Below are 12590 nucleotides of genomic sequence, written 5' to 3' on the forward strand. Positions count from 1 at the left end.
GCTCAGTACGATCGGCGACGAGCACCGCCGCTCCACCCCGAGCGCCGTACGGCGCAGCGAAGGAGACCACTCGTGAGCACCACCCCCCGGACCGCCATCGTCACCGGAGCCGCGCGCGGCATCGGCGCCGCGGTCGCCCAGCGCCTCGCCGCCGACGGCCACGCGGTCGCCGTCCTCGACCTCGACGAGGCCGCCTGCGCCGGCACCGTCGAGGCCATCACCGCCGCCGGCGGCAAGGCCATCGCGGTCGGCGTCGACGTCAGCCAGGCCGACCAGGTCGAGGCCGCCGTCCAGCGCGTCGCCGACGAGCTCGGCGCGCCGACGATCCTCGTCAACAACGCCGGGATCATCCGCGACAACCTGCTCTTCAAGATGACCGTCGACGACTGGGACGCCGTCCTCGGGGTCCACCTGCGCGGCGCCTTCCTCATGAGCAAGGCCTGCCAGGCCCACATGACGCAGGAGAAGTTCGGCCGCATCGTCAACCTGTCGTCCACGTCGGCGCTGGGCAACCGCGGCCAGGCCAACTACTCGGCCGCCAAGGCGGGCATGCAGGGCTTCACCAAGACCCTGGCCATCGAGCTCGGCAAGTTCGGCGTCACCGCCAACGCCATCGCCCCCGGCTTCATCCAGACCGACATGACCAAGGCCACCGCCGACCGCATCGGCGTCCCCTTCGACGACTTCATCGCGTTCTCCGCCAAGGAGATCCCGGTGCAGCGCGTCGGCCAGCCGGAGGACATCGCCGCGACGACGAGCTTCCTCACCAGCGACGAGGCCGGCTTCGTCAGCGGCCAGGTCATCTACGTCGCCGGCGGCCCCAAGGACTGACGGCCCGCCCAGCCCAGGACGGCCGGACCCGCTCGGGTCCGGCCGTCCTGTCGTGCCCGGGACGCTTCCCGTACGGCGCCCTCAGAGGCCCAGGTCGCGCCCGATGAGCTCCTTCATGATCTCGTTCGATCCGGCCCAGATCTTCGTCACGCGGGCGTCGCGCCAGGCGCGGGCGACGCGGTACTCGTTCATGAACCCGTAGCCGCCGTACAGCTGCACGCAGGCGTCGAGGACCTCGTTCTGCACCTGCGCCGACCACCACTTGGCCTTCGCCGCGTCGACCGCGGTGAGCCGGCCCTGCGAGTGCGCGAGGACGCAGTCGTCGACGTACGCCGTCGTCACCTCGATCTTCGTCACGAGCTCGGCGAGCAGGAACTTGTTGTGCTGGAAGGCGCCGATGGGCTGGCCGAAGGCCTTGCGCTCCTTGGCGTAGCCGATCGTCTCCTGCAGGATCTGCGCGGCGTGCCAGGTGTTGGAGATGGCCGACCCGATCCGCTCCTGCGGCAGGCGCTGCATCATCGCGACGAAGCCCATGCCCTCCTCGCCGATCCGGTTGGCGTCGGGGACGCGGACGTCGGAGAAGAACAGCTCGGCGGTGTCGGACTCCTCCTGGCCGACCTTGTCGAGCTTGCGGCCCCGGGTGAAGCCCTCCATCCCCGTCTCGAGCACGAAGAGGGTGATGCCCTTGGCGCCCTTGCTCGGGTCGGTGCGGGTCGCGACGATGACGAGGTCGGCGCCGTACCCGTTGGTGATGAAGGTCTTGGACCCGTTGACGACCCACTCGTCGCCGTCGCGCACCGCGGTCGTCCTCAGCGCGGCGAGGTCGGAGCCGCCGGACGGCTCGGTCATCGCGATCGCGCAGACCAGCTCGCCCGAGGCGATCCCCGGCAGCCAGCGCTGCTTCTGCTCGTCGGTCCCGAGGTCGACGAGGTAGGGCGGGCAGACGTCGGAGTGGATGCCGAAGCACGAGGACACCGCGGCGTTGACCTTCGCGATCTCCTCGGCCGCCACGGCGTTGAACCGGTAGTCCCCGGCACCGGCGCCGCCGTACTCCTCGGGGATGTCGAGCCCGAGCAGGCCCTGCTTGCCGGCCTCCTGCCAGACGTCGCGCGGGATCGCCTTGAGCTCCAGCATCTCCTGCGCCCGCGGGGCGAGGGTCCGGTCGACGAACTCCTTGACGCTGGCCCGGAAGGCCTCGTGGTCGTCGTCGTACAGGTGGCGGGGCATGCGGTCCTCCCGGTTCGGTCCACTGACTAAGCGCTTGCTTAGTGTCGTGAGGGTCGGGCATGCTGTCAACGTGACGAGCGCGACCGCGCAGCAGCGTCCCGGGGGTCCCGACGAGCCGTCGACGACGGCCGCCCGGCTGCTCGAGGCCGCCGCCGGCGCCTTCGCCGCCAAGGGGTTCCACGCGACGACGACCCGCGACATCGCCTCCCGGGCGGGGCTGTCCCCCGCCGGGGTCTACGTCCACTTCTCCAGCAAGGAGCAGCTGCTGCACGCGCTCAGCGCCCAGGGGCACGGGCAGGCCCTCGCGGTCGTCCGCGACGCGGCCGCCACCTCCGGCTCCCCCACCGACCGCCTGGCCGCCGTCATGCGCGCCTTCAGCGCCTGGCACGCGGAGCACCACGCGGTCGCCAGCGTCGTCCAGTACGAGTTCCCGCACCTCACCCCCGCCCACCGCGACGAGGTGCTCGGGCTGCGCAAGCAGATCGACGAGGTCGTGCGCGACCTGCTGCGCGAGGGTCGCGCCGACGGGTCGATGACCGTCGACGACGTGCGCGACACCGCCCTCGCGCTGATGTCGATGTGCATCGACGTGGCCCGCTGGTACTCCCCCCACATCGCCCGCACCCCGGCCCAGATCGGCGAGACGTACGCCGCCCTCGGGCCGCGCCTCGTCGGCGCACGGCAGCACTGAGCAGCAGGAGAGGCACGTGCTGTTCTGGGGGTGGGGCCGCGGCTCGGTGCACCGGCAGGTGTCCCCGGACACCACGGTGCTGCGGACCTACCGCTACGTGTCCCTTATGGTCGTCTTCACCGTGACGTGGGGCTACGAGTACGCCCTGTCGACGCTGACGCCGCACGGGTGGGCCACCCGACCGGTGTCGGCCGTCGAGGCGCGCGGACTGCTCGGGGGGCAGGACCTGCAGCCGCACTGGTGGCGGCGCTGGAGCCTGGTCGTCGGGCTCGGTGCGGTGGCCCTGCTCGTCGCGTTCGTGCGCTGACCCGCCCGGTCCGCCCCGGCCGCCTCAGTCGGGCTGGTCGAGACCGACGGCGAGCAGCGCCATCGGCTGGCCGGTGCGACCGCGCAGGTCGAGCCGGGTGACGCCGCCGTCGCGGGCGTAGCCGGTCAGCAGGATGGAGCTGCGGTGCATCGCCATCGCGATGGCGGCCAGCTCGCCGCCCTGCGCGCTGCGGGCCAGGACGACGGTGCCGTCGGCGAAGCAGACCCGGCCGGTCCGCACCCCCGGCGCCGGGCGGATGGCCCGGACCGGCACCTGGCGGGCGACGAGGCCGCGCAGCCGCTGCTCGAGCAGGTCGCCGACGAGGCTGCCGTGGGCGTCGAGGACGGCGGTGAGTGCCTCGTCGAGACCGGGGTCGAGGCCGACCCCGGGGCGCCGGACGCCCTGGGCGGGCGGGGTCGGGTCGGGCGCCGCGCCGGCGTCACGACGCCGGCGCCAGCCCAGGGCCCCGAGCACGCCGACGGCCAGGCCGACGACGAGCAGGAGGTGTCCCATGCCTCACAGTGTGGAGGACGGTGCTCGCCCGCGCATCGGGCGAGCGGACGGCGCAGATCCGCCACCCGGGCCGGGGCTCGGGTGGCGGATCTGCGTCCGGCGCGCGCCGGTGGCTCAGTCGCGGGTGAGCTTGCGGTGGGTGACCCGGTGCGGGCGGGCCGCGTCGGGGCCGAGCCGCTCGACCTTGTTGGCCTCGTAGGACTCGTAGTTGCCCTCGAACCAGTACCACGACGACGGGTTCTCCTCGGTGCCCTCGTAGGCGAGGATGTGCGTCGCGACCCGGTCGAGGAACCACCGGTCGTGGCTGATGACGACCGCGCAGCCCGGGAAGTCCAGCAGCGCGTTCTCCAGCGAGCCGAGGGTCTCGACGTCGAGGTCGTTGGTCGGCTCGTCGAGCAGCAGCAGGTTGCCGCCCTGCTTGAGGGTGAGGGCGAGGTTGAGCCGGTTGCGCTCGCCACCGGAGAGCACCCCGGTCGGCTTCTGCTGGTCCGGGCCCTTGAAGCCGAACTGCGAGACGTAGGCCCGCGACGGGATCTCGACGTGGCCGACCTTGATGTAGTCGAGCCCGTCGGAGACGGTCTCCCAGAGGTTCTTCTTCGGGTCCAGGCCCTCACGACCCTGGTCGACGTACGAGATGTCGACCGTCTCGCCGACCTTGACCGACCCGCCGTCCGGCTCCTCGAGCCCGACGATGGTCTTGAACAGCGTGGTCTTGCCGACGCCGTTGGGGCCGATGACGCCGACGATGCCGTTGCGCGGCAGCGAGAAGGACAGCCCGTCGATGAGAACCCGGTCGCCGAAGCCCTTCTTGAGGTCCTTGACCTCGATGACGGTCGAGCCCAGGCGCGGGCCCGGCGGGATCTGGATCTCCTCGAAGTCGAGCTTGCGGGTGCGCTCGGCCTCCGCGGCCATCTCCTCGTAGCGGGCCAGGCGCGCCTTGCTCTTGGCCTGGCGACCCTTGGCGTTCGAGCGCACCCACTCGAGCTCGTCCTTGAGGCGCTTCTGGAGCTTGGCGTCCTTCTTGCCCTGGACCGTCAGGCGCTCGGCCTTCTTCTCCAGGTAGGTCGAGTAATTCCCCTCGTAGGGGTAGAGCCGCCCGCGGTCGACCTCGGCGATCCACTGGGCGACGTTGTCGAGGAAGTACCGGTCGTGGGTGACGGCCAGGACGGCGCCCGGGTACGAGGCGAGGTGCTGCTCGAGCCACTGCACCGACTCGGCGTCCAGGTGGTTGGTCGGCTCGTCGAGCAGCAGCAGGTCGGGCTTCTGCAGGAGCAGCTTGCACAGGGCGACGCGGCGGCGCTCACCACCGGACAGGACGGTGACGTCGGCGTCCGGCGGCGGGCACCGCAGCGCGTCCATCGCCTGCTCGAGCTGGGTGTCGAGGTCCCACGCGTCGGCGTGGTCGATCTCCTCCTGGAGGGTGCCCATCTCGGCGAGCAGGGCGTCGTAGTCGGCGTCCGGCTCCCCCATCTCGACGGAGATCTGGTTGTAGCGGTCGAGCTTGGCCTTGATCTCGCCCGCACCCTCCTCGACGTTGCCGAGGACCGTCTTCTCCTCGTTGAGCGGCGGCTCCTGGAGCAGGATGCCGACGCTGGCGCCGGCCGCGAGACGCGCCTCGCCGTTCGAGGGCTGGTCGAGGCCGGCCATGATCTTGAGGATCGTGGACTTGCCCGCGCCGTTCGGACCGACGACGCCGATCTTCGCCCCCGGGTAGAACGACATCGTCACGTCGTCGAGGATGACCTTCTCGTTGTGCGCCTTGCGCGCCTTGGTCATGACGTAGATGAACTCGGGCATGACGTCAAGGCTATCGACGCGTCGCGGCCCCACCCAATCGCGGGCCTCGCGGGCCCCCGGGCTCAGCCCGGGGTGACGACGTACGCGTCCGTGTCGGCGTCCTCCTCGCGCAGCTCGCCGGACGACGCGGTGCCCGAGCCGGTCGCCCACGGGTCGCCGTCGAGCGCCTCCTCGAGGTCCGCCACGTCCGGCCCCGGGTCCACCGGCTGCGCCGCGTCGTCGTCGAAGCTCCCGGTGATCACCGGGTCCGCGAGCCGGTCGACCGGCTCGCCCTGCGGCCGGCCGAGCCTGGTCAGCGCGCTGAGCCCCCGGGTGAGGTTGTGCCCCACCGCGTGGGCGTCGACCTCGACCGAGGTGCGCGGCGTGCCGTCGGTCGCCTGGTACTGGTTGACCCGCAGCCGCCCGTAGACGATGACCGGGTCACCCTTCTTGAGGCTGCCCATGACGTTGGCGCCGAGGGCGTTGAAGCCCACGACGTTGACGAAGTTGGTGCTGCCGTCGACGAAGGCGCCCAGGCCCTGGTCGTAGCGGCGGGTCGTCGAGGCGACCCGGAAGGACGCGAAGACCTTGCCCTGCTTGGTCGTGCGGCTCTGCGGGTCGGCGACGACGTTGCCGCACACCGTCACGAAGCTCTCGTTCATCTGCTGCTCCTGCTGCTCGTCGTGGTCCGTCACCACCCGTGGTGGTGACGGGACCAGCATCGGCAGCAGCGCCCCCCGGCCGGCGGCCGGCGAACCGACCCCTGTGGACGACCGCCCGACCCCCGGGGGTTGTGGACGACGGCGCCGCTCGACGCGGGTCGCCGCCGGTCAGCGGGGGTCGGGCAGCGCCGAGTCCAGCCGCGTGCGCACCCGGGCGTGCCGGGCCAGGACCGCCCGCACCGGGTCGACGACCTGCTCGACGGCGACCTCGCCCACCGCCTCGTCGAGGCGCCGAGCGACCAGCCGGCGTCGTCGTACGGCGCCCCGCCCGGCCAGCACCCGCCCGAGCGCGGCGAGCCCCAGCCCACCGACGACGCCGACGACGAGCAGCACGAGCCACAGCGGCAGCGGCCCCAGGTCGACGCCCGGGAGGGTGGGGAGCCGGAACCACGCGACGACGAACACGGCCAGCGCCCACAGCAGCCCGAGCACGGCGGCAGCGCCGAGCCCCCACTGCAGCGCGCCGAGCACCCGCCACGAGAGGGGGTCGGGCACCCGCAGCGAGGTCCCCGTCACCGCCCGGTCGAGGCGCTCCTCCAGCCGGGTGCGGTCCGGTGACGCGGTGTCCTGCACCGCCTGCGCCCACCGCAGCGGCAGCCCCTGCGAGGCCCGGTCGGTGAGGTCCGTCGTCGCCAGCCGCACGGCCGAGCGCGCGCCCGCGGACGGGGCGGGCAGCGACGAGCGGCCGAGCAGGGCGCGGACGTCGCCGCGCACGTCCTCCCCGCGCAGCCCGGCGACCCCGGGGATCGCGCCGACACCGAGGCGCAGCCGGGTCAGGGGGTCCGCGGACAGGTGGCGCCGCCACCGGGTGAACAGCCAGCCGGTGCGGGCGAGCGAGGCCCGCCGGTGGTCGGCCTCGACGGCGTCGAGCACGACCGGCACCCCGGCGGCCCGTCCGAGGGCGGTGACGAGGCCGCCGTAGGACGCCTCCCCCTCCAGGGCGGGCTCGGTGTCACCGACCCCACGGCGCAGCGCCCGGGCGGCGCCGCCGAGGTCGGTGGCGAGGCGGTGGTGGACGACGGCGCGGCCGGCGACGGTGTTGGCCAGCCGCTGACGCAGCTCGTCGACGCCCGCGCCGGTCACCGCCGACGTCGTGAGGACCGCGGTCGGCTCGACCGCGTCGTCGGTGAGGAGCCGGCGCAGGTCGTCGCGGCAGGCCCGCACGTCGTCGGTGCCGCCGAGCCGGTCGGCCTGGTTGAGCACGACGAGCATCGAGGCCTCGTGGTCGGCGAGCCGGCGCACGTAGTCGTCGTGCAGCACCGCGTCGGCGTACTTCTGCGGGTCGGTGACCCAGACGAAGACGTCGCACCGCTCGAGCAGGCGGTCGGTCTCGAGCCGGTGCGCGGTCTCGCGCGAGTCGAGGTCGGGCAGGTCGACGAGCAGCAGCCCGTCGAGCGAACCGACCACGCCGCCGAGCCGGTCGGTCGGGTCGACGCCGTGCCGCCGCTCGATGCCCAGCCAGTCGAGCAGCTCCGCGGCGGGGGCGTCGCCCCACACGGCCGCCGCGGGGGTCGACGTCGTCGGTCGGCGCACCCCGACCGGCGAGACGTCGTGGCCGACGAGCGCGTTGAAGAGCGACGACTTGCCGCTGCCGGTCGCCCCGGCCAGGACGGCGACGACGTGTCCGTCTCCGAGCCGGACCCGGTCGCGGACCTTCTCGACGACCTCCTGCGCGGCGCCGGCGTCCTCGGGCGGCAGCTGGGCCCCGCCGTCGACGACGGCCGCGGCGAGGTCACCGGCGCGGGCGAGCAGCACGCCGGGGTCGGGGGCCGGCGCCGTGCGCGAGCCCATGAGCAGCGGACTCACCGCACCTCCCGCACCGCGTCCACGGCGGCGGTCAGCGCCGCGTCCTGGCCGGCGGGGACGGCGAGCGCCGCCACGGCGGCGTCGTACCGGCTCTGCTCCTGCGCGTAGAGCGTCTCGACCCGCGCGACGAGGGCGCGACGGGCGCGCTCGGCGAGGGTGCGCACGGCCTGGTCGCCGAAGATCGCCTCGAGCAGCCGCTGCCCGAGCACCGCCGTCCCGCCAGCGATGCCGACCTCGGCGGTGGTCAGGCCGCCGGTGGTGGCGAGGGTGACGAGGATGAGCACCGTCCCGAGCGCGTTGACGCCGTACGCCGCCACCCGGGCGCGGGTGCGCCGGTCCTGGCCCTCGGTGCGCACGAGGTCGAGGACGTCGCCCTGCCAGTCGTGCACGAGCGACTCGACCCGCCGGGCGAGGTCGTCCGACGGCCGCGACAGAGCGGGGTCGGCCTCGAGGACGTCGGTCCCGCCGGGCAGCGCCCGCCAGCGCGCGGTCGTGCTCGACACCGCCCCCTGGGCCTCGGCCCGCACGAGCGTGGCGACCCCGCCCTGGAGGGCGTCGCCGAGCCCGTCGGCGCGGTCGGCGCGGCCCTTGAGGGCGCCGACGAGCCGGTCGCGCACGCGCGAGACCGTCGACTCGACCTGCTTGAAGAACTCGCCCGTGCCGACGAACTCCTGCCACCGGGCCAGCACCTCGCCGCGCAGCAGCCGCCCGTCGCCCATCCCGTCGGAGACGGACCGGGCGGCGGCCGCGAAGGCGGTGGCGGTGACGTCGTGCAGCTCGGCGGCCGCGGCGTCCTGCTCTCGCGCGGCGGCCGCCAGCGAGGTGACCCGGGCGTCGAGCGAGGCCAGCGCCCCCTGGAGGGTCTGCCGGACGACCTCGTGCCGCGCGTGCTGGTCGTGGGCGAGCGCGACGAGCCAGGAGCGCAGCGGGCCGACCTGCTCCTCGGGCAGCGCCCCATCGTCGCCCAGGCCCTCGACGACGGTGAAGACGGGGGTGCGCTGCAGGCCCTGCTCGGCGAGCATCGCGCCCAGGTGGTCGCGGATCTCGTCGACCGCCTCGGCGGGGACGCGGTCGAGGACGACCGCCACGGCCGTCCCGCGCTCGCGGGCCTGGTGCAGCAGGTCCCACGGCACGGCGTCGGCGTACCGGGCCGCGGTGGTGACGAAGAGCCACAGGTCGGCGGCGGCCAGCAGCTGGCGCGACAGCGCCCGGTTGGCCGCCACGACGGAGTCGATGTCGGGCGCGTCGACGAGGGCGAGGCCGGCCGGCAGGGTCGGCGCCGCGACGAGCCGCAGCGAGTCGGTGCCCTCGACGGCGTCGGCGCCGCTCACCCGGTGCAGCGCGGGCAGCACCCGGTCGTCGGCGAACCAGGCCCGGTCGTCCGGGGCGTGGACGAGGACGGGTGAGCGGGTGGTGGGGCGTAGGACGCCGGGCGTGGTGACCCGCTCCCCCACGACCGAGTTGACGAGGGTCGACTTCCCCGCCCCCGTCGAGCCGCCGACGACGGCCAGCAGCGGCGCGTCGAGCGAGGTCAGTCTCGGCAGGACGTAGTCGTCGAGCTGGTGCACCAGCTCGTCGCGGGTGCGGGTGGCCGCGGCGGCCGAGGCGGTGGGGACCGGGAACGCGGACGCCGCGACGGTCCCCCGCAGGGCGCGGACGGCGGCCAGCAGCGCCTCGGCCTCCCGTGTCGCCGTCGCCGTCCCCGTCATGCCCCGAATCCTCCCAACAGCCGCGCTTCCCCATCAACCGACGCACCGTCGGGGCGGCTCTGGTCGCCCGATCCTCGCATGTCGGGCCCTCTGCCCCGTTGTCCGCCGCGCCACCCGGGTGGGACGATCCGGGCATGCCCGGCCCGGCCGACGTCGACGCGTACGTCGCCGCGCTGCCCGAGCCGCGCCGGACGGTCGCCGAGCAGGTGCGTCGCACGGTCCTCGACGCGGTCCCCGGCGGCGTCGAGACGATCGCCTACGCGATGCCGGCCGTCGCGGTCGACGGCCGGGTTCCCGTGCACTGGGGCGCGTGGGCGAAGCACCTCTCGCTCTACCCCGTCCCCGAGGCGCTCGCCGAGGAGACGGCGCCGTACCGCGCCCGCAAGGGCACCCTCCGCTTCCCGTACGACGACCTGCCGCTGGACCTCGTCGCCCGGGTCGCCGCCGCCCTCGCCGCGGAGCGCACCGGCGCAGACGTCGGCAGCGGGCACGCGGACCCGCCGGGCGCCTAGACTGCGCGGTCGGCGCGACGCGCCACCAGCCCTCGTAGCACAACGGATAGTGCAGCGGCCTTCTAATCCGCAGGTTGCAGGTTCGAGTCCTGCCGGGGGCGCCGTACCCGGGTCCGGGTCAGCGCCGGGCGAAGGCCGCCGTCCCCGTGAAGGCGGCCCGGTGCGCGACGAGCGAGTCGAGCAGCTCGCGCTCGCGGGTCTGCGCCTGCGGCTCGGCGACGCCGCGGACGATCCGCGAGCGCAGCAGGGCCAAGTCTGAGGCGGCGTCCTGGAAGGCCTTCATCGACGCCAGCGCCGGCGCTCCGCCCGTGGCGCGCGCCCAGGTCCGGGCGTTGCGCCGGGCGGGCAGGGACCCGAGCATGGCGACCTCCTGGTGGCCGAGCCAGCCGGCGTCGGCGTACTGGGACAGGTAGAGCCGGATCTGGCGGCCCTCGCGGGTGCGCGCCCAGACCAGCGTGGCGACGTACCCGAGGAAGATCGGCACCTGGACCAGGACGTAGAGACCGAGCAGGTTGCCGGTCGAGGCGCTGAGGTTCCACAGCGCGTGCAGACCCACCGCGGCGAGGTACCCGGCCAGCCCGGCGAGCACCTTCGTCCCGCGGGTGCGCACGAGCGAGACGGCGACGCCGAGCCCGATCCCGGTCATCGACGTGAACAGCGGGTGCGCGAACGGCCCCATGACGCAGCGCAGGAGGAACAGCGCGGTCAGGCCCTGGGTGCCGTACTCGGCGTACATCCGCCCCAGGTAGAGGATGTTCTCGGTGAAGGCGAACCCCGCGCCGACCATCCCCGCGTAGACGATCCCGTCGACGATGCCGTCGAACTGGCGCCGCCGCACCAGGACGATGAGCAGGATGCCGAGGCCCTTGAGGCCCTCCTCGACGATCGGCGCGCTCACCGTCGCGCCGAGCAGGTCGGCCTGCTCCTGCCCCTCCCCCAGCAGGACGAGGGCGATGGAGAAGAACGTGTTGAGGAAGAGCGCACCGACCGTCGCGCACAGCGCCCCCCAGAGGAAGGCGAAGGCGAGGTAGCGGTTGGGCTCGGCCTCGTAGCGGTCGATCCACAGGTAGGTCGGGATGACGACGAGCAGCGGGATGGCCGCGAACAGGGCGGCGAGCACCGTCGTCTGCAGCCCGAACCCGGTGCTGAACACGCGGCCCAGCACGGCCCAGCAGAGCAGGAAGAGGGCGACGACGACGCCGTACAGCAGCACGCGACGCACCGTCGGACGGGAGGTGACGTTGCCGGCGGTGCTCCACCGCGGGTCCCCTGTCGACATGCCCACGGAGCCTAGTGGGACCCCGTACGGCGCGTCCGGCACCGCGGGGCTGCCGGACGCCACCCCCGCCGCGCCCTACTGTGTCCCCGTGAGCCAGTCCACCGACCGCGCCGGCACCGACCGCATCGTCTGGGTCGACTGCGAGATGACCGGCCTGTCCCTCGAGCGCGACGCGCTCGTCGAGGTCGCCGTCCTCGTGACCGACTTCGAGCTGAACCAGCTGGGCGACGGCGTCGACGTCGTCGTCAAGCCGCCCGCGGCGGCGCTGGAGCAGATGGACGACTTCGTCCGCACGATGCACACCACCTCGGGGCTGCTCACCGAGCTCGACAAGGGCGTCACCCTCGCCGAGGCCGAGGACCAGGTGATGGAGTACGTCGCCCAGTGGGCGCCGGAGGCGCGCAAGGCGCCGCTCGGCGGCAACACCGTCGCCACCGACCGCGGGTTCCTCGCGCGCGACATGCCGCGGCTCGAGGGGCACCTGCACTACCGGATCATCGACGTCTCGTCGGTCAAGGAACTGGCCCGGCGCTGGTACCCCCGGGCCTACTTCAACGCGCCGAAGAAGCACGGCGGGCACCGTGCGCTCGCCGACATCCGCGAGTCGATCGCCGAGCTGCGCTACTACCGCGCCGCCGTCTTCGTCCCCCAGCCGGGACCGGACTCGGCGACCGCGCGCGCGCTCGCCGCGCAGCACGCGGTCGGTCCGGCCGAGTCCTGACCTCGGGGTCCTGACGCGGACCCCTGACGCTTTCTCAGAGGTTTCTGGGAGGTCATCCCCCGGGCAGGGGGCCTTCAAAGGAATCGCCAAGACAGCGCGCCCAGCATCGTTCCTGAAGCCGCTCGCACCGCGCGAGCGCCGCCCCCTCAGGAGCCCGCCATGCCCGCCACCCCCCGCGCCCTGCGCAGCACCCGCCGCTGGACCGCCGGCGTGCTGCTGTCCGCCACCCTCGTCGCCGGCGGTGTCGGCCTGCACCTCGCCTCGGACGCGAGCGCCTCGACGGTCGCCTCGTCGGGGACGACCTCCTCGAGCACCACGTCCGGGACGACCGGCGGCACGACGTCCTCCTCGTCCGACCAGTCCTCGAGCTCGTCGAGCTCGAACGGCTCGACTGGCTCCTCGGGGTTCGGCAGCACCGGGTCGCTGGGCTCGTCGTCCTCCTCGTCGGGCCAGTCGCAGACCAGCGGCTCCTGAGCGGGACCAGGACAGGAGCCCT

At 73.9% G+C, this 12590-nt stretch carries 13 protein-coding genes and 1 tRNA gene; 7 read left to right on the forward strand and 7 right to left on the reverse strand.

The window, feature by feature from the left end; genetic code table 11:
- Positions 1-72 precede the first annotated feature (72 nt).
- On the forward strand, positions 73-831 hold the full coding sequence (fabG, locus tag FB458_RS00840; RefSeq protein ID WP_141845930.1) for a 3-oxoacyl-ACP reductase FabG: 759 nt from the start codon (positions 73-75) through the stop codon (positions 829-831).
- A gap of 81 nt (positions 832-912) precedes the next feature.
- Here fabG and FB458_RS00845 read toward each other — a convergent pair whose 3' ends face one another.
- The gene (locus FB458_RS00845) at positions 913-2058 is read right to left on the reverse strand and encodes an acyl-CoA dehydrogenase family protein (RefSeq protein WP_141845933.1); all 1146 of its coding nucleotides are present in this window, start codon (positions 2056-2058) and stop codon (positions 913-915) included.
- Positions 2059-2128: 70 nt separating this feature from the next.
- On the opposite strand from FB458_RS00845, the gene FB458_RS00850 reads away from it, so the two are divergent.
- Together FB458_RS00850 and FB458_RS00855 are read left to right on the forward strand one after the other, a co-directional pair.
- Entirely contained in the window at positions 2129-2749 is a 621-nt protein-coding gene (locus FB458_RS00850) for a TetR/AcrR family transcriptional regulator (protein WP_246060997.1), read from the forward strand.
- 16 nt (positions 2750-2765) lie between these two features.
- Positions 2766-3056, forward strand: a complete 291-nt coding sequence (locus FB458_RS00855; protein WP_141845937.1) for a hypothetical protein — start codon at positions 2766-2768, stop codon at positions 3054-3056.
- Positions 3057-3080: 24 nt separating this feature from the next.
- Here the strand turns inward: FB458_RS00855 and FB458_RS00860 are convergent, their stop codons facing one another.
- The 5 genes from FB458_RS00860 to FB458_RS00880 all read right to left on the reverse strand — a co-directional run bounded on the left by FB458_RS00860 (position 3081) and on the right by FB458_RS00880 (position 9582).
- Positions 3081-3569 carry a hypothetical protein gene (locus FB458_RS00860; RefSeq protein ID WP_141845939.1) on the reverse strand — a complete coding sequence of 163 codons (489 nt, stop codon included), beginning with the start codon at positions 3567-3569 and terminating at the stop codon, positions 3081-3083.
- Positions 3570-3683: 114 nt separating this feature from the next.
- A complete protein-coding gene (gene ettA, locus FB458_RS00865; RefSeq protein ID WP_141845941.1) occupies positions 3684-5366 on the reverse strand; it encodes an energy-dependent translational throttle protein EttA in 1683 nt (560 codons plus the stop codon).
- A gap of 62 nt (positions 5367-5428) precedes the next feature.
- Positions 5429-6040, reverse strand: coding sequence for a single-stranded DNA-binding protein (locus FB458_RS00870; protein ID WP_170185522.1), 612 nt, complete (start codon positions 6038-6040; stop codon positions 5429-5431).
- 135 nt (positions 6041-6175) lie between these two features.
- On the reverse strand, positions 6176-7873 hold the full coding sequence (locus tag FB458_RS00875) for a GTPase (protein ID WP_246060998.1): 1698 nt from the start codon (positions 7871-7873) through the stop codon (positions 6176-6178).
- A complete protein-coding gene (locus FB458_RS00880) occupies positions 7870-9582 on the reverse strand; it encodes a dynamin family protein (protein WP_141845945.1) in 1713 nt (570 codons plus the stop codon). The genes FB458_RS00875 and FB458_RS00880 overlap by 4 nt, the downstream gene beginning before the upstream one ends.
- 134 nt (positions 9583-9716) lie before the next feature.
- Between FB458_RS00880 and FB458_RS00885 the strand changes: the two genes are divergently transcribed.
- Together FB458_RS00885 and FB458_RS00890 are read left to right on the forward strand one after the other, a co-directional pair.
- Entirely contained in the window at positions 9717-10094 is a 378-nt protein-coding gene (locus FB458_RS00885) for an iron chaperone (RefSeq protein WP_141845947.1), read from the forward strand.
- Positions 10095-10122: 28 nt separating this feature from the next.
- Positions 10123-10195 (forward strand) — tRNA-Arg (locus FB458_RS00890).
- A gap of 17 nt (positions 10196-10212) precedes the next feature.
- Here the strand turns inward: FB458_RS00890 and FB458_RS00895 are convergent.
- Entirely contained in the window at positions 10213-11373 is a 1161-nt protein-coding gene (locus tag FB458_RS00895; protein ID WP_141845949.1) for a PrsW family intramembrane metalloprotease, read from the reverse strand.
- Positions 11374-11461: 88 nt separating this feature from the next.
- On the opposite strand from FB458_RS00895, the gene orn reads away from it, so the two are divergent.
- Positions 11462-12094 (forward strand): oligoribonuclease, encoded by a 633-nt coding sequence (gene orn / locus FB458_RS00900; protein WP_281286073.1) that lies wholly within the window; start codon positions 11462-11464, stop codon positions 12092-12094.
- Positions 12095-12253: 159 nt separating this feature from the next.
- Positions 12254-12568, forward strand: a complete 315-nt coding sequence (locus tag FB458_RS00905; protein WP_141845953.1) for a hypothetical protein — start codon at positions 12254-12256, stop codon at positions 12566-12568.
- Positions 12569-12590 lie beyond the last annotated feature (22 nt).

The sequence above is a fragment of the Lapillicoccus jejuensis genome (assembly GCF_006715055.1).
GTDB classification, from domain to species: Bacteria; Actinomycetota; Actinomycetes; order Actinomycetales; family Dermatophilaceae; genus Lapillicoccus; species Lapillicoccus jejuensis.